This window comes from Shewanella putrefaciens, from assembly GCF_016406305.1.
In the GTDB taxonomy this organism is placed as follows: Bacteria; Pseudomonadota; Gammaproteobacteria; order Enterobacterales; family Shewanellaceae; genus Shewanella; species Shewanella putrefaciens_C.
The window spans coordinates 3,378,799-3,394,737 of sequence record NZ_CP066369.1 but is presented as its reverse complement, the minus strand read 5'-3'; the positions used below and the strand labels follow the sequence as shown (position 1 = coordinate 3,394,737).

17 protein-coding genes are annotated in these 15,939 nt (G+C 48.1%); 2 read left to right on the top strand and 15 right to left on the bottom strand.

What is annotated here, in order from left to right; translation table 11 throughout:
* Positions 1-76: 76 nt before the first annotated feature.
* A complete protein-coding gene (gene dpsA / locus JFT56_RS14855; RefSeq protein WP_198780799.1) occupies positions 77-544 on the bottom strand; it encodes a DNA starvation/stationary phase protection protein DpsA in 468 nt (155 codons plus the stop codon).
* A gap of 222 nt (positions 545-766) precedes the next feature.
* On the opposite strand from dpsA, the gene JFT56_RS14850 reads away from it, so the two are divergent.
* Both JFT56_RS14850 and rimI read left to right on the top strand, forming a co-directional pair.
* Positions 767-1,117, top strand: a complete 351-nt coding sequence (locus JFT56_RS14850) for a DNA polymerase III subunit psi (RefSeq protein ID WP_198780798.1) — start codon at positions 767-769, stop codon at positions 1,115-1,117.
* Between the two features lie 58 nt (positions 1,118-1,175).
* A complete protein-coding gene (rimI, locus tag JFT56_RS14845; protein WP_198783594.1) occupies positions 1,176-1,634 on the top strand; it encodes a ribosomal protein S18-alanine N-acetyltransferase in 459 nt (152 codons plus the stop codon).
* A gap of 98 nt (positions 1,635-1,732) precedes the next feature.
* Here the strand turns inward: rimI and lipA are convergent, their stop codons facing one another.
* From lipA to leuS, 14 genes are all read right to left on the bottom strand, one after another.
* Positions 1,733-2,698 (bottom strand): lipoyl synthase, encoded by a 966-nt coding sequence (lipA, locus tag JFT56_RS14840; protein ID WP_198780797.1) that lies wholly within the window; start codon positions 2,696-2,698, stop codon positions 1,733-1,735.
* Positions 2,695-3,348, bottom strand: coding sequence for a lipoyl(octanoyl) transferase LipB (lipB, locus tag JFT56_RS14835; protein ID WP_198780796.1), 654 nt, complete (start codon positions 3,346-3,348; stop codon positions 2,695-2,697). Before lipB ends, lipA begins: the two co-directional genes overlap by 4 nt.
* Before the next feature lie 84 nt (positions 3,349-3,432).
* A complete protein-coding gene (gene ybeD / locus JFT56_RS14830; RefSeq protein ID WP_198780795.1) occupies positions 3,433-3,699 on the bottom strand; it encodes a DUF493 family protein YbeD in 267 nt (88 codons plus the stop codon).
* A gap of 120 nt (positions 3,700-3,819) precedes the next feature.
* The gene (locus JFT56_RS14825) at positions 3,820-4,995 is read right to left on the bottom strand and encodes a serine hydrolase (RefSeq protein WP_198780794.1); all 1,176 of its coding nucleotides are present in this window, start codon (positions 4,993-4,995) and stop codon (positions 3,820-3,822) included.
* A 148-nt stretch (positions 4,996-5,143) separates the two neighbouring features.
* Entirely contained in the window at positions 5,144-5,986 is an 843-nt protein-coding gene (locus JFT56_RS14820) for a septal ring lytic transglycosylase RlpA family protein (protein WP_198780793.1), read from the bottom strand.
* Positions 5,970-7,034 (bottom strand): lytic murein transglycosylase B, encoded by a 1,065-nt coding sequence (gene mltB, locus JFT56_RS14815; RefSeq protein WP_198780792.1) that lies wholly within the window; start codon positions 7,032-7,034, stop codon positions 5,970-5,972. Before mltB ends, JFT56_RS14820 begins: the two co-directional genes overlap by 17 nt.
* Before the next feature lie 17 nt (positions 7,035-7,051).
* On the bottom strand, positions 7,052-8,155 hold the full coding sequence (rodA, locus tag JFT56_RS14810) for a rod shape-determining protein RodA (protein WP_198780791.1): 1,104 nt from the start codon (positions 8,153-8,155) through the stop codon (positions 7,052-7,054).
* Positions 8,152-10,008, bottom strand: coding sequence for a penicillin-binding protein 2 (gene mrdA, locus JFT56_RS14805; RefSeq protein WP_198780790.1), 1,857 nt, complete (start codon positions 10,006-10,008; stop codon positions 8,152-8,154). Before mrdA ends, rodA begins: the two co-directional genes overlap by 4 nt.
* 61 nt (positions 10,009-10,069) lie before the next feature.
* The gene (rlmH, locus tag JFT56_RS14800) at positions 10,070-10,540 is read right to left on the bottom strand and encodes a 23S rRNA (pseudouridine(1915)-N(3))-methyltransferase RlmH (RefSeq protein ID WP_198780789.1); all 471 of its coding nucleotides are present in this window, start codon (positions 10,538-10,540) and stop codon (positions 10,070-10,072) included.
* Complete coding sequence (gene rsfS / locus JFT56_RS14795; RefSeq protein WP_007645966.1) at positions 10,540-10,869, bottom strand: ribosome silencing factor; 330 nt, start codon at positions 10,867-10,869, stop codon at positions 10,540-10,542. The genes rlmH and rsfS overlap by 1 nt, the downstream gene beginning before the upstream one ends.
* A 106-nt stretch (positions 10,870-10,975) precedes the next feature.
* The gene (gene nadD / locus JFT56_RS14790) at positions 10,976-11,623 is read right to left on the bottom strand and encodes a nicotinate-nucleotide adenylyltransferase (protein WP_198780788.1); all 648 of its coding nucleotides are present in this window, start codon (positions 11,621-11,623) and stop codon (positions 10,976-10,978) included.
* A 13-nt stretch (positions 11,624-11,636) separates the two neighbouring features.
* Complete coding sequence (gene holA, locus JFT56_RS14785) at positions 11,637-12,668, bottom strand: DNA polymerase III subunit delta (RefSeq protein WP_198780787.1); 1,032 nt, start codon at positions 12,666-12,668, stop codon at positions 11,637-11,639.
* Positions 12,669-12,716: 48 nt separating this feature from the next.
* Positions 12,717-13,211, bottom strand: a complete 495-nt coding sequence (gene lptE / locus JFT56_RS14780; protein WP_198780786.1) for an LPS assembly lipoprotein LptE — start codon at positions 13,209-13,211, stop codon at positions 12,717-12,719.
* 37 nt (positions 13,212-13,248) lie between these two features.
* Positions 13,249-15,828 carry a leucine--tRNA ligase gene (gene leuS, locus JFT56_RS14775; protein WP_198783593.1) on the bottom strand — a complete coding sequence of 860 codons (2,580 nt, stop codon included), beginning with the start codon at positions 15,826-15,828 and terminating at the stop codon, positions 13,249-13,251.
* Positions 15,829-15,939 lie beyond the last annotated feature (111 nt).

Genomic DNA, 15,939 nt, shown 5'->3' with positions numbered 1-15,939 from the left:
TTATGCAAAGGAAAAGTCGCCAAGCGTAACCGCTTGGCGACTTTGGTTTTAGCTAATGCACTAATAGGTATAGCGGTTACTCTGCTAGTAAGCTTCGCAACATCCAGGCATTTTTCTCATGGATTTGAATGCGTTGGGTGAGCAGATCCGCTGTTGCTTCATCATTGGCTTGACCCACCAGTGGATACAGCGCCCGCGCATTACGAATGATCACTTCTTGATCGCCTAACAATTCACGGATCATGGTTTCAGCTTTAGTGATCCCTTGATCTTCTTTGATCTCAGTGAGTGCCGCGTAGGCTGAATAGGAACCTAAGGCTCTGGAACCTAAGGCGCGCACACGCTCGGCAATGAGGTCAACGGCGAGGGCCAGTTCGGTATATTGCTGCTCAAACAACAAATGTAAACTGGTGAACATAGGGCCCGTGACATTCCAGTGAAAGCTGTGGGTCTTCAGATAAAGGCTGTAACTGTCGGCCAATAACTGGTTTAACCCTGCAGCGATATCTTCTCTATGAGCTTGATTAATGCCGATATTCATCATGGTATTTTCCTTCTATTATTGCCCAATTTGATGGGTATAGATTAGCTGAACTCGATTTAAGATAAAGCGATTAAATTAGATTTTATTAATCGAATTTTGCGATTTTAAAATCAGGAACTGGCTCACGGATAAACATGACTAACCTCCTCGGCAGTAACAATAATAGGCAGTAGCTGGTATGCTTATATCACGGCCTCGATAACAGAGAATAAAAGCTAACCTGTGAATAAATCAGCCTATTTAGAAGCCATGGCGATTACGGCCTGGCAAGTTCGCGACACAAAGGTTAAGCCCTACCAAGTGATTTGGGATAGGGATAGTGAACTGCCCCAGGCCGATCCCCTCATAAATACCGTGCTTAGGTTAATTGGCGTGGCACGGGATGAGTGCGATTTCGATTATGAACCCCATAAGGGTAAGCAAATTGTTTGGGATTTACGCCGCCATAAAGTCAGGCCGCGTACCGCTTGGCTTGTGTCGGAGCCGCTTGCCGCTTTACTCGCGGACAGTGGGGCAAAACGTGCCCTGTGGGCGCAGATTTGGCAGTGGCGTGAGCAGCAGTCTCAAGCATAAAAGACATTTAAAAACTGGATCTGGAAACCCCCGTGTGAATACTCAATACCCTAAAAATATGACAGCGCAATTACAGTTAGTTTTCCTCGAGGCCAATGATCTTAGCCAAATGGTCAGCATTGAAGGCAAGGCACATTCCCATCCTATGAGTGAGGGTAATCTTGCCGATTCTTTCGGTCGCTTGTATCGGGTACTCGGATTAAAGACTGAGACTAATACCTTGATTGGATTTGCGATTATCCAGCAGATTGTTGATGAAGTGACCCTGATTGATATCTGTATCCATCCAGCAGAGCAGGGGCATGGTTATGGGCGGTTATTATTAAATGGGGTGGTTGATGTTGCAAAATCCTCGGGCGCTGTGGTGATTATGCTCGAAGTGCGGGAATCAAATGCCGCGGCGCGCCATTTATACCAACAGGTGGGGTTTACTGAATCCGGTCGCCGTAGGGGTTACTATTCTTCGGCTGAAGGTAAGGAAGATGCACTCTTGATGGATTTAAATTTAGCGATTTGATCGGTGTAACCCATCAGTATTATGCCTTAGCCTTTTAAAGCGATAACCATAAAAAACAGCGCTAATGCGCTGTTTTTATTTTAAAACCCAATAATGACTTATTTAACTTCTTTGCCTTGGGCTTGCAGATCCGCATGGTAGCTTGAGCGTACTAATGGGCCACAGGCCGCATGGGTAAAGCCTAATTCATCGGCAAGGGCTTTCAGCTCGGCAAATTCGGCGGGTGGCACGTAACGCTCTACCGGTAAGTGGAACTTAGACGGCTGTAGGTATTGGCCTAAGGTCAGCATTTCAACCTTGTGCTCACGTAGATCCCGCAGCACTTGGGCGATTTCTTCGTTGGTTTCACCTAAGCCCATCATCAAGCCCGATTTAGTCGGTACATTAGGATGACGTTCTTTAAAGCGTTTAAGCAAATCGAGTGACCATTGATAGTTTGCACCTGGGCGGGCCTTACGATAATGCATTGGCGCCGTTTCTAAATTGTGGTTAAACACATCGGGCGGCTCTGTCGCGAGTATGTCTAGGGCGGCATCGATACGGCCACGGAAATCCGGTACTAGGATTTCAATCTTTATCTCAGGGTTTAGCTTACGGATCTCGCGAATACAATCGGCAAAATGCTGGGCACCACCATCGCGTAAATCGTCACGATCTACGGAAGTTATAACCACATACTTGAGTTTCATATCGCGGATAGTTTGCGCCAATTTAACGGGCTCTTCGGCGTCGGGCTTAAGCGGACGACCGTGGGCGACGTCGCAAAATGGGCAACGGCGGGTACAAATCGCACCCAAAATCATAAAGGTTGCCGTACCGTGGTTAAAGCATTCGGCGAGGTTAGGGCAGGAGGCTTCTTCACACACAGAATGCAGACCGTTAGAGCGCAGCGCCTGTTTAATCTCTAAAATGCGTTGATTCGATGCAGGCAATTTTACCCGTAACCAATCGGGTTTGCGCAGCATAGTATCGCGCTCGGAGGGCACTATCTTGACCGGAATGCGTGACACCTTATCGGCATCTCTTAATTTTACTCCGGGTTGTAAACGTTCAGGCCTATTCATGACGCTGCTAATCCTTGATGATGAACTAGATGTTGGTAGCCCAATAATTGGCTAAAGGTAATAGTGAGTTGCTCGCCTGCTTCCACCACGGTTTGTGGGCCGCCAAGCTCCTTACATTGCACCATTTCAAGGCCGGCATAACCACAGGGGTTAATGCGGCGAAAAGGGGCGAGATCCATATCGACATTAAGCGCTAAGCCGTGGAATGAACAGCCTTTTCGAATGCGTAATCCTAGGGAGGCGATTTTGCGTTCATTGACATATACGCCCGGTGCATCGGCCTTAGCGTAGGCTTGGATATCGTATTTAGCGAGCATATCGATAATGCTTTGCTCTATATGAGTCACAAGCTGGCGTACACCGAGTTTACTACGTTTGATATCAAGAAGAGGATAAACCACAAGTTGCCCAGGGCCGTGGTAGGTGACTTGTCCACCACGATCTACTTGGATAACGGGAATGTCACCGGCATTCAAGATATGTTCGCTCTTGCCAGCTTGGCCTTGGGTAAACACGGGTGGGTGTTCTACTATCCACAGCTCATCTGGGCTGTCGCCGTTACGGGTGTCAGTGTATTGCTGCATCGCATGCCAAACTGACTCGTAATCTTGCTGGCCTAGATGCCGAATATGCAAAGTCGTTTCTTGCAAGGGCAACCTCTCCCCTTAAAATTGAGTGGCGGCATTATAACCATAAATGTAAGACAGATCACATTTCATGATCCCGAGGAATTCTTATAGTACGCGGCGCACACCTTCGATGGCGGCAAGTTCTGTGTACAGGATTTCGATATGGTCTTTACTGGTCACAGTGACGCGAATCGTGATCGAGTAGTAGCTCCCTTTACTAGAGGCCTTTGTGGTGGGGGAATAGTCACCCGGTGCGTGTTTTTGAACGACGGCCACCACTCTATCGGTTAGGGCTTCATGGGCATCTCCGACGACTTTAAAGGGGAATGCACAGGGAAAATCCATCAGTTCATCAAATTTAGTGTTCAACATAATCAGTGCTCGTAACCATCTTAATGGGATCTATATGGTGGCAATTATACCCGATTCAAGGGCGATGCACTCCCCAAAAAATAAAGCCACCCTAAGGTGGCTTTATTTATGGGACTTAGCTTAGCTAAACCAACCGGAAAACAGTTGTTTAAAGTAATCCACTAATTTGCTGAACCAGCTTCCTTCGTTAACCTCTTGTAGGGTCACTAGGGGATATTGGGCAATATCTTTACCGTCGAGTTGGAAGAACAAACGACCCACAGTTTCACCTTTTTTCAATGGCGCATCGAGTGGTTTAGTCAGTTCAAAGTTAGCTTTTAGGTCTTTAGCTCGGCCGCGGGTGATGGTAATAGGTGTATCGGTGGCAACGCCTAAATCGACAGTGCTCTTGTCACCGTACCAAATTTGCTGGGTGACGAAGCTATCGCCTGCCTTGTAGGGCGTAACGGTTTCAAAGAAACGGAAACCATAGGTCAAAAGCTTTTTACTTTCGGCCTTACGGGCGGATTCGCTTTGCGTACCTAGCACCACAGAAATTAAACGCATGCCATCTTTGGTGGCCGATGCGACTAAGTTGTAGCCCGCGCCAGAGGTATGGCCGGTTTTGATACCGTCGACATTCATGCTGTTATCCCACAATAAACCGTTGCGGTTATATTGTTTGATGCCATTGAAGGTATAGAATTTTTCGCTGTAGACTCTGTATTCTTCGGGGACGTCACGAATTAACGCGGCGCCTAATAACGCCATATCGTAGGCGGTCGATTTGTGGTTTTCAGAGTCTAGACCGTGGGAGTTTTCGAAGTAGCTATCGCGCATGCCCAATTGCTTAGACCATGAGTTCATCATGTCAACGAAGGCATCTTCAGTTCCGGCAATATGTTCGGCCATGGCCACACAGGCATCGTTGCCCGATTGAATGATAATGCCGCGGTTTAAGTCGGATACCTTAACGGTTTTGCCCACTTCGATGAACATCTTTGAAGAGTCAGAGAAGTTTTTAGACCAAGCGTTTTTACTGATGGTGACATCATCATCGGGGGAAACATTTCCGGCTTTAATTTCTTGACCGATAACATAACTGGTCATCATTTTAGTCAAGCTGGCGGGATTTAAGCTTTCGTAGGCATTGCTTTCGGCAATAATTTGGCCTGAATTATAATCCATCAAGACGTAAGCCTTGGCGGCAACTGTCGGTGCATCAGGGGTAACAATCGGCTGCGCAGCATAAACAGGGAGAGAGGCACTAGAAATTAGCAGCAATGTTTTAATGGGACTTTTGACAAAATTCATCATTAACTTGGCACGTCTTTTTGGTTGTATTGAATGGAAAGGGCTAAATAGCTTCGAAAGTATACCACCCTTCGACAGGGGATTTCAGTGAAGGTTCCTTCATCCGCGGCATTTTTAAGCTAAATCGATATCTTAGGGTTGTGAGTGTTCACTACTCTAACACCATATAGCCCTCAGGATAGCCGTCTTGTTTGACTTTGTTAAGTAATCTATCGGCAAGTTCAGGCTGGCCTATGGGACCGAGTTGTAGTCTAAACATATTATTTGCCGCTTGTACACGGCTCTGAACTTGATATTTGTTCTCAAGTTCCTTCGCTATTTTCTTCAGCTTTTGCTGATCTTTTGATGCCACTAACTGAATGTAATGATTGCCAGAATCTTGGGCACTGGCCACGGCGCTATTGGTGGCGGCAAGACTGCCGACATAGATCACATCGAGCTTAATGCGTGCCGTCCCTTTGCCTAACATGCCCAGTTTATAGGCGGCGGCGTAGGATACATCGAGAATGCGGTCCGAGTGGAAGGGGCCGCGATCGTTGATGCGAATGATCACTTGCTTATTGTTATCTAAGTTGGTGATTTTGGCATAGCTAGGTAAGGGCAAGGTTTTGTGCGCCCCGGACATGGAATACATATCATAGGGCTCACCGTTGGAGGTCTCATAACCGTGAAACTTTTCGCCATACCATGAGGCGCGGCCCATTTCACTAAAACCTTGGCCTGTATTCATCACATTGTAAGACTCACCATAAACCGTATAGGGTTTATTGCCGCGGCGACTGTAGGGCTCATACTTAGGGGTCGCGTTTGGCACATGTTCCACATTAGGTGGATTGAGTGGCATCTTGTCGTTTTTAAGCGAATAGCGCCCCTTGTTAGGGTCCATGTTCTTATTCTTATTACTGGCCGAACCAGAATCAGAACTCGAGCAGGCCGCGAGCGCAAAACAGCAGCCGAGCATCAAGAGCTGTAAAAAATTATTTTTTAGCATCATGTTGTTGCTTCAGTTGTTGGCTAAATTGATAAACGGCCATGGAATACAAAGGGCTACGATTATAACGGGTGATCACATAAAAGTTATTCAGTCCTAACCAGTAGTCCTTACTCCCCGCTTGTTCAAGTTCAATGAGCATCGCCTTTTGCGATACATCTAAGTCCCTTGCATCGGCTAGGGATAAGCTCGGCGATAAAATATCGGCAACTTTATAGCTCAGTTTTTCACCCGCCCACACTTTGGCTTTGGGGGCAGTTTGGCTGCCATTGACTAAAGGCAAGGCGACGGGGGCATTAGCCTGCCAGCCATGTTGATGGAAATAATTAGCGACACTGCCGATGGCATCTTCTGGGCTTTTTAATAAATCACGGTTTCCGCTGCCATCGAAATCGACGGCGTAGTGGCGATAGCTTGAGGGAATAAACTGCCCATAACCCATAGCACCGGCATAGGAGCCCTTGAGGCTATTAATATCTAAATGTTCTTCTTTAACTAACTTCATTAACTCGCCAAATTCCTTGCGGAAAAAGGTAGCTCTCGGTTCGTAATAAAACCCTAAGGTGTAAAGCGCATCAATCACAGGATAATTGCCTGTGTACTGGCCGTAGAAGGTTTCAATCCCAATAATGGCGACGATAATCTGTGGTTCGACTTGGTATTGGGCCGCCGCCTTGGCGATGGTAGCTTCGTGTTTTTTCCAGAAGGCGAGCCCGGCTGCGAGGCGTTTCTCAGTTAAGAAAATGGGGTAATACACATGCCAAGGCTTGGCTTCCCAAGGGCGGGTGATAGCGTCTATCACAGCTTGATTGTATTTCGCTTTTGCGAGAAAGGTATCGATTTCAGATCTGGTAAAGCCTTGTGCTAACTGCGTTTTAATAAACTCAGCCTTTAAGGCTTCGGGTAATACGGGGGCAGGAGTCTGTGCAACCACTGCCGCGCTGGCATTGGGTGTAGCCGGTATGGGCTCGTTTGCCGTAGAGCAGGCAACTAGGTATGAACTGAGGCAAAGCACTGCCAATGGAGCCAAATAAGCTCGAAGAATAGGCATTAAGAAGTCCCTAAAAATTATCTATCTACAAAACGTCTATGGGTATGAATGCTCATTAGAATGCCAAACCCTGTCATCAATGTCAGCATTGAAGTGCCGCCATAGCTCACTAGGGGCAAAGGTACGCCCACTACGGGCAGAATACCTGAAACCATGCCGATATTCACAAAAACATACACGAAGAAAGTCAATGTGATACTACCGGCCAATAACCGAGCAAAGCTGGTTTGTGCCCGCGAAGCAATGACTAAGCCGCGACCAATAATATAGAGATACATGATGAGCAGCAAAATACTGCCGATCAAGCCAAATTCTTCCCCTATTACCGCAAAGATAAAATCCGTATGACGCTCGGGGATAAACTCAAGCTGTGACTGAGTGCCATCGAGCCAGCCTTTACCCCAAAGTCCACCTGAGCCGATGGCGATTTTTGACTGAATAATATGGTAACCCGCACCAAGGGGATCTTGCTCAGGATCGAGCAGGGTTAACACCCGCGTTCTCTGGTAATCGTGCATTAAAAAGTACCAAAGGATAGGCAAAAACGCCAAAACCGCAGCAATAAATCCGCCGACAATGGCCCAGCTCATCCCCGATAAAAACAGCACGAATATCCCCGATGCTGCGACCAGAATCGAAGTACCCAGATCGGGTTGTTTGGCGATAAGCAGGGTTGGCACCAGAAGAATTACCCCCGCGCCCGCCAGATAGCGTTTCTTCGGCGGTAGCGGGAACTTACTGATATACCACGCCATAGTGATAGGGAAGGCGAGTTTAATGAGCTCCGAAGGTTGAAACTCCATAAAGCCTAAGTTCAACCAGCGCTGCGCGCCTTTATTGATTTCACCGAAAAAGTGTACCCCAAGCAGCAAGACAATCCCTGCAAGATAAATGGGTAATGCCCAACGTTTAAGCGCCTCGGGATTGATTTGCGCCATAGTAAACATGATCCCAAGGGACAACAGCATACGAAATAGCTGCCGCTCCATCATTTCTAAATCTTCACCGCTGGCGGAATAGATCACAAACAGGCCAAAGCCCATCACGGCCAAGAGGCCGAGTAAGAGAGGTAGATCTATGTGTAGGCGCTGCCAGATATTTTGACGTTGATGGGCACTCATGGCGTTGGTTTCCAAGTGTCTCTAAGCATATATTCATCGAGCATAGCGCGGGCGACAGGGCCAGCATTAGCGCCACCCCAGCCAGCGTTTTCCATCACGACGGCGAGGACAATTTTGGGTTCTTCGAAGGGGGCATAGGCCACCACTAGAGCATTGTCACGGAAATGTTCGGCAATTTTATTGGCATCGTACTTAGTATTTTCTGCCACGCCAATGACCTGCGCTGTACCGGTTTTCATCGCCGCGGTGTAAGTGGCGTCGGTGAAGCGGGATTTGTGCGCAGTCTGGCGCATGGCTTCGTTGATAATATTCCAATTGCGCTGATTTTTAAGTTCAACAGGTGGTAACTCATTAATTGGCGAGTCAATTTTAGCCGTATTGTCCTTGATTGATTTAAGCAAATGCGGCGGAAAGCGGCGTCCCTTATTCGCTAAAATCGCGGTGGCATTCGCCAATTGCAGTGGCGTCGCCGTCCAGTAACCCTGACCGATACCCACAGAAATCGTGTCGCCAATATACCAGGCCTGATTGTACTTTAAGCGTTTCCAGTCTTTAGAGGGCATGTTGCCCGCCGATTCCTCAAAGATATCTATGCCGGTATTTTGCCCAAAACCAAACTGCTCCATAAAACGGGCGATAGGGTCAACACCGATTTTATAAGCTAATTCATAGAAGTAGGTATCGCAGGATTCAACAATCGCGCTGTAGACGTTGACCCAGCCGTGTCCCCAACGCTTCCAGTCGCGGTACTTTCGCTCCACCCCAGGGATCTGCCAGAAGCCGGGATCCCAGATACGGGTATGTTCGGTCACGGCTTTTTCATCGAGACCGAGTAGGGCAATGATAGGTTTAATCGTCGACGCAGGGGCGTATTGGCCTTGGGTGGCTCGGTTGATCAAGGGGCGCGATTTATCATTAAGTAAATCGCTGTAATCTTTGCTATTAATCCCTTGAACGAATTGGTTTGGATCATAACTTGGGCTAGACACTAGCGCTAAAATGCCACCATCCCTTGGGTCTATGGCAACGATCGATCCCTTGTGCCCCTGGAGTAACTCCACGGCCTTTTGTTGTAATTGGAGATCGAGGGTTAGGTAAATATCCTGCCCAGGTTCGGGCGGGACTATGCGTAAGGTGCGGATAGTACGGCCGCGGTTGTTCACTTCTTCTTCGAGGTGCCCCGGTGAACCATGCAATAGGGATTCATAATATTTTTCAATGCCTTGCTTACCAATATCTTTAGTCGCAGCATAGTTTTTCCATTGATCGCTGCGCTCTAGTTGGGCGCGATCTCGAGTATTAATTTTTCCAACATAGCCAAGGACATGGGTAAGCTGGCTCTCGTAGGGATAATTACGTTTTAACCCCGCCTCGACGGTAATCCCCGGAAAGCGATGTTGATTCACGCTGAAAATGGCGACTTGTTCTTCGGTCAGTTGGTTTTTCAGGGTGAGCGGCTTAAAGCGACGATGGAACTTGAGCGCTTCGGTGAAGGTTTCACGTTCATCAACACTTATCTCAATTAACTGACCGAGTTCGTCCAAGGTTTCGGACATATTGGTTATTTTTTCGGGGATCAGTTCGAGGGAGTAAAAAGGTTGGTTTTCGGCTAAAAGTACGCCGTTCCTGTCATAAATGAGGCCACGACTGGGAGCGATAGGAACGACTCGAATGCGGTTTTCATTAGAGCGAGTTGCATAATCTTTATAGGATTCAACCTGTAGGTGATAAAGGTTGGTCACCAACACGCTCAATAGGACGACAACACATAAAAAAGTGAATAGCGCACGGCGCTTAAAAAGTGACGCCTCGGCGGCGTGATCATGCATGGTTATCCGCTTTTTTGGCGACACTTATGCTCTCTCCGGCTGATCCCATGACGGGTGGTTGACACTCGTTAACATCAAGATCCCGCTATTCTCTATGGTAGGGGTGATTAGTATTCACGCTCCACGCGCGGTATAAGCTTTCGGCAACCACAATCCGCACCAGTGGGTGGGGCAAGGTTAATGCCGATAGACACCAACTCTGGTGAGCGGCTTCTTTACAGGCGGGCGCTAACCCTTCTGGGCCACCAACCAGTAGGCTCACATCTCGGCCATCGAGTTGCCACTTGCTCAGCGCAGTTGCTAGATCTGGGGTCGTCCAGTTTTTACCGGGGAGATCTAAGCTAACAATATGATTACCTTTGGGAATGGCCGCCAACATTAGTTCGCCTTCCTTTTGCAGGATCCGGACTATGTCGGCATTTTTCCCCCGCTTTCCGGCGGGTATTTCGATAAGCTCCAGCGCCATATCACGGGGAAAGCGGCGCTGGTATTCTTCGAAACCACGGGTAACCCAATCGGGCATCCGTGTTCCTACTGCGATGAGTTGCAACTTCATCAGGCTTGCTTTTCTGACCAGAGCTTTTCAAGCTGGTAGAAATCGCGGGTTTGATCTTGCATAACGTGCAGGATCACGTTGCCCATATCGACCAGTACCCATTCGCTGCTATCACGGCCTTCTACACCAATAGGTGGGATGCCCGCGGCTTTAGCTTCAACGACTAGGTTTTCGGCGATAGCTTTAACATGAGTCTTTGATGTGCCTGAACAAATTACCATATAGTCGGTAATGTTAGATTGCTTGCTAACATCGATAACTACCACATCTCTGGCTTTTAAGTCGTCGATCTTGTCGACTACGAACTGCTTTAATTCGGCGCTCTGCACGCTGATGTACCTCAATAATTTTAAATAGCGCGGTAGTATATCAGTGTTGGGCCATGGAATACATTGGATCGACGATCGAGTTTACGATATCTGGGCTAATATTGAATCAAGCTAAGTAAAGGCTTTGTTTTTTAATATAATTTAAGGTTGTTGGCATAAGGGCATCCTGCGGTATTTCTCCCTGAGACAACTGTGAGCGTATTTGGGTGGAAGAAATATCCTGCGCAGTGATATCGACGGTAAAAATACGCCCAAGGAGGGGAGATTGCGGCTGCGTTGTCTTTTTAAGGGCATCGATGGCTTCGTAGCGTTCGCTAAGCACCTGCTGCATTGGATGTCCGCTGGCTAACTGCCAACCGGGACGCTGACAAACAACAAGGTTTGAGTATTCAAATAGTTGCTGCCATTTATGCCAGCTTTGCAGATGAATAAAAGAGTCCATTCCCATGATAAAAAACAGCTCATCATAGGGGTATTGTTCGTGCAGTTGTTCTAGCGTCACAACGGTATAGGAGGGGGTATTTCGTTTCGCTTCGATATCGCAAAGCTCAAAGCCATCGAGTTTAGTACAGACATCCGCCACCATATCTAGGCGCTGCGCCGTGGTGGAGTGTGGCTGTTGTTTATGGGGAGGAATATGGTTAGGCAGCAGCAGTATTTTATCTAAGCCCAGCGCCAGCTTTACCTCCATGGCGGGGCGAATATGACCGTAATGTATGGGGTCGAAGGTACCGCCTAAAATACCAATACGCATAGCTATTCTTCGATTACTCTATGGTTATATGGGCCAATTGCCGATGGGCTTTGGGATCGAATAAAAGGCATAGATGGCTCAGGCCGGTCCAATCTTCCCTGCCGTGCTGTTTTAAATTCAGCTCAAGCTTGGAGGCAAAGGCTAACATATGTTCAATCTGTTCGAGTGTCAGTCGTTGCAGTGCCGCTTGGTAGAGTGGCTTACGTTTATCCCAAATACGGTGCTTACTCCAAAGTGCATTTAACGCCGCACCTTGTGCCTGTTCACTCTTTAACATGAGCAGGAGGTGCAGTTCTTTAAAGAGCGCCCAAAGCAGGATGGGCAGCGCAGTGCCTTCGCCATTAAGTTGTCCAAGCATATGCTGGGCACTTTGTTGGTGATTGGTCAGCAGGGCATCGGTGAGTTGATACACGGTAAAGCGGGACTGATCTTCAAAATAGTGGCTTAACTCATCGGCACTGACGGGTTTTGTTGGGCTCAGGAGTTGCAGCAGCTGCATGGCTTGATCGGCGGCCAATAAATTCCCTTCATAGAGGGAATACAGCATAGCGCGGGCATCACTTTGCAGATTGAGCTTAAAATGCTTGATACGCGAGTCGAGCCAGCGCATAAACTGATCGCCCTCGGGCGTGGTGCAGGGCAGATACATACCATGGGCATCTAAGGTCTTAAACCATTTGCTGTTGGTTTGCTCGGTAGCAAGCTTTGGTCCCTCGATAATCAACAGCATATCGGGATTGGGCATATCTAATAGCGCTTGCAGCGTGGCCGAACCGTCGGCACCGGGTTTAGCGTTAGGTAGGTTTAGCTCTATGATGCGCTTGCTGGAAAACAGGCTCATGGCCTGCCATTCCTGGGTTAACTCATTCCAATTAAAGCCCGTTTCTTGAATAAGCTGGACTCGTTCATCGAAGCCTTGCCGTTTAGCGAATTGGCGGATCTGATCCTTAGTCGTTTCGATTAACCAAGGATCATCACCAAAAATCAGATAACAGGGCAATAGCTGGTTAAGGTGGCGGGCAAGTTGATCGGGATAGACTCTCATTGAATGATGTCCCATTGAATGATGTCCGGCATTAATCGTAGCCCCGCATTAATTCACCTCAGTGCTGGCCATCGCCTGCAGAATACGATCCGCAGCCTGGATACGCATTTCCTTAGTGAGTAATTCCATTTCACGGCTCTTTGCCAACGCGGTACGGGGATCGTCTAAATAGTCGCGGCGGATTTCAACCTTGAAAGGTTGCGCCTCTTTGCCCGGCAATGCCACGGCGAATTCGACCAAATAAATCAGTTCATACTCGGCGACGTTACCCGTGGGGTACAAAGACAAGGTTGAACGTTCTAGGGAGTCGGTGATCAGCCTTAACACTGGCACATCATTGGCGGGATCAACAATTTTGACGTTGTTCAAACGTAACCGCTCACGCACTAAGCGAGTAAGTTCGCTATATTCATCCGAACTGCTCAAGCTTAACTGATTAAGCTCGGCGGGGATTTGATAGCTACGTTGGAGCTTAAAACCGCAACCGGCACTGGTCATAATGACCAGTGCCATGATTGCGAAAGCTAAGCGTTTAATTAGCATAAGTTTTCGCGGTTTCCTATTCATCTAATGCCCAGCATTAGTTGGCAACTATGCTGAGCAGTTTGCCTGGTACATAGATCACTTTACGCACAGTCACGCCATCTAAGTACTTGATCACTTGCTCGTCCGCCATACCCAATGCTTCAACAGAGGCTTGGTCGGCATCGGCGGCCACAGTGATTTTGGCGCGAACTTTACCGTTCACTTGCACCACTATGAGTTTGCTGTCTTCCACTAGGGCTGAGTCATCGACAACCGGCCATTGGCTATCTTCGATGCTGCTCGCATTACCTAGCTCGTTCCACAGGCTAAAGCTGACGTGTGGAATGATAGGGTACAGCAAACGCACCACTGCAGATAAGGCTTCGCCGATAATGGCTCTGTCTTGACCTGTGGCTTGTGGTGCTTTTTGCAGGTGGTTCATCAGTTCCATCACGGCGGCAACCGCAGTGTTGAACATTTGACGACGGCCGATATCATCGGTCACTTTCGCAATAGTCTTGTGGACTTCACGGCGCAGCGCTTTTTGATCGCCAGTTAACTTGCTGACATCTAAGGCTTCGCTGTTGTCCTGAGCCACATAGTCGCTTGCAAGCTTCCACAGACGTTTAATGAAGCGGTGTGCGCCTTCAACGCCAGACTCTTGCCATTCGAGTGTTAATTCTGGTGGTGAGGCGAACATCATAAACAGACGCACAGTGTCGGCGCCGTATTTCTCAACCATCACTTGAGGGTCGATACCGTTGTTTTTCGACTTCGACATTTTGCACATACCAGTGTAAACCAGTTCGTTGCCGTCTTTGTCAATAGCCTTAGTGATACGGCCCTTGTCGTCTTTTTCGGTGGTCGCTACATCTAACGGCGATACCCATACGCGGGCACCTTTGTCGTTGGTGTAGTAGAAGGCATCGGCCAACACCATACCCTGAGTCAGCAGTTGTTTGGCTGGCTCGTTAGAGTTTACTAGACCCGCATCACGCAGCAGTTTGTGGAAGAAACGGAAATATAACAAATGCATACAGGCGTGTTCGATACCGCCAATATATTGATCCACAGGTAGCCAGTAGTTGGCTTTAGCGGGATCTAACATTTTATCGGCCTGCGGGCTGCAGTAACGGGCGTAATACCAAGAGGATTCCATAAAGGTATCGAAGGTATCGGTTTCGCGCAGTGCATCTTGGCCATTAACTTGGGTTTTCGCCCATTCTTTATCGGCCTTGATTGGGCTTTGAATACCGTCCATCACGACATCTTCTGGCAGTAAGACGGGCAGTTGATCTGCAGGTGTTGGGATCACAGTACCGTCGGCTAAGGTCACCATAGGAATAGGTGCGCCCCAGTAACGCTGACGTGAAACACCCCAATCGCGCAGGCGATAGTTGACTTGGCGCTTGCCTTTACCTTCGGCGACTAACTTGTTAGCTATGGCATTGAAGGCGGCGTCAAAGTCTAAACCGTCGAACTCACCGGAGTTAAACAGTACGCCTTTTTCGGTATAAGCGGCTTCACTGATGTCGACTTCGCCATCAACTGGCTTGATTACCGCTTCAATCGCCAGACCGTATTTCTTGGCAAATTCGAAATCACGTTGATCGTGGCCTGGAACCGACATCACAGCGCCGGTGCCATAGTTCATCAACACAAAGTTAGCGGCCCAAATCGGCACTTGCTTGCCAGTGATAGGATGAATGGCGAAAAGCCCTGTGGCTACGCCGCGTTTTTCCATAGTCGCAAGTTCAGCTTCAGAGGTGGTGCTGTTTTTGCACTCATCAATAAACTGAGCCAGCTCAGGATTGGTTTGCGCGGCGATTTCAGCCAATGGATGACCCGCGGCAATCGCCACATAGGTCACACCCATTAAGGTATCTGGACGCGTGGTATAGATATCGAAGCTTTTATCGCTACCTGCGACGCCGAAGGTCATTTCGACGCCTTCGCTGCGACCAATCCAGTTACGCTGCATGGTCTTAACCTGTTCAGGCCAGCCATCTAAGGTATCGATATCGTTTAATAATTCTTCTGCATAGGCAGTGATCTTAATGAACCACTGTGGGATTTCTTTTTGTTCCACAGGGGTATCACAGCGCCAGCAGCAACCGTCTTGAACTTGCTCGTTCGCCAGTACGGTTTCATCGTTTGGACACCAGTTGACCGAAGCTGTCTTCTTATAGACAAGACCTTTTTCGTACAACTTAGTGAAAAACCATTGTTCCCAGCGATAATATTCAGGGGTACAAGTGGCAATTTCACGGCTCCAATCGTAACCAAAACCCAGTAATTTCAGCTGGTTCTTCATGTATTCTATGTTTTCATAGGTCCATGGCGCAGGCGCAGTTTTGTTGTTAATCGCGGCATTTTCTGCGGGCAGACCAAATGAGTCCCAACCTATGGGTTGCAGCACGTTTTTGCCCTGAAGACGCTGGAAGCGTGCAACCACATCACCTATGGTATAGTTGCGAACGTGTCCCATGTGGAGTCGGCCCGAAGGATACGGAAACATTGAAAGGCAATAAAACTTTTCTTTGTTTGCATCTTCAGTGACTTCAAAGGTTTTGTTGTCATGCCAGTGCTTTTGCACTAAGGCTTCAATTTCTGAGGGATTATATTGCTCTTGCATCACGCTATTTCCGGCAGTGCCGCCTATTATTTGATCTAACGCCATATCGGCGCGAATAAGATCTGCATAGAATAAACTAGAAGCGATGCATTAAAAAGGTTCCTATGAAGG

Coding starts and splice junctions, on each gene's coding strand:
- dpsA (WP_198780799.1), bottom strand. CDS start 544: ATGATGAATATCGGCATTAATCAAGCTCATAGAGAAGATATCGCTGCA.
- rimI (WP_198783594.1), top strand. CDS start 1,176: ATGACAGCGCAATTACAGTTAGTTTTCCTCGAGGCCAATGATCTTAGC.
- lipA (WP_198780797.1), bottom strand. CDS start 2,698: ATGAATAGGCCTGAACGTTTACAACCCGGAGTAAAATTAAGAGATGCC.
- ybeD (WP_198780795.1), bottom strand. CDS start 3,699: ATGTTGAACACTAAATTTGATGAACTGATGGATTTTCCCTGTGCATTC.
- JFT56_RS14825 (WP_198780794.1), bottom strand. CDS start 4,995: ATGATGAATTTTGTCAAAAGTCCCATTAAAACATTGCTGCTAATTTCT.
- JFT56_RS14820 (WP_198780793.1), bottom strand. CDS start 5,986: ATGATGCTAAAAAATAATTTTTTACAGCTCTTGATGCTCGGCTGCTGT.
- mltB (WP_198780792.1), bottom strand. CDS start 7,034: ATGCCTATTCTTCGAGCTTATTTGGCTCCATTGGCAGTGCTTTGCCTC.
- rodA (WP_198780791.1), bottom strand. CDS start 8,155: ATGAGTGCCCATCAACGTCAAAATATCTGGCAGCGCCTACACATAGAT.
- rlmH (WP_198780789.1), bottom strand. CDS start 10,540: ATGAAGTTGCAACTCATCGCAGTAGGAACACGGATGCCCGATTGGGTT.
- nadD (WP_198780788.1), bottom strand. CDS start 11,623: ATGCGTATTGGTATTTTAGGCGGTACCTTCGACCCCATACATTACGGT.
- holA (WP_198780787.1), bottom strand. CDS start 12,668: ATGAGAGTCTATCCCGATCAACTTGCCCGCCACCTTAACCAGCTATTG.
- lptE (WP_198780786.1), bottom strand. CDS start 13,211: ATGCTAATTAAACGCTTAGCTTTCGCAATCATGGCACTGGTCATTATG.
- leuS (WP_198783593.1), bottom strand. CDS start 15,828: ATGCAAGAGCAATATAATCCCTCAGAAATTGAAGCCTTAGTGCAAAAG.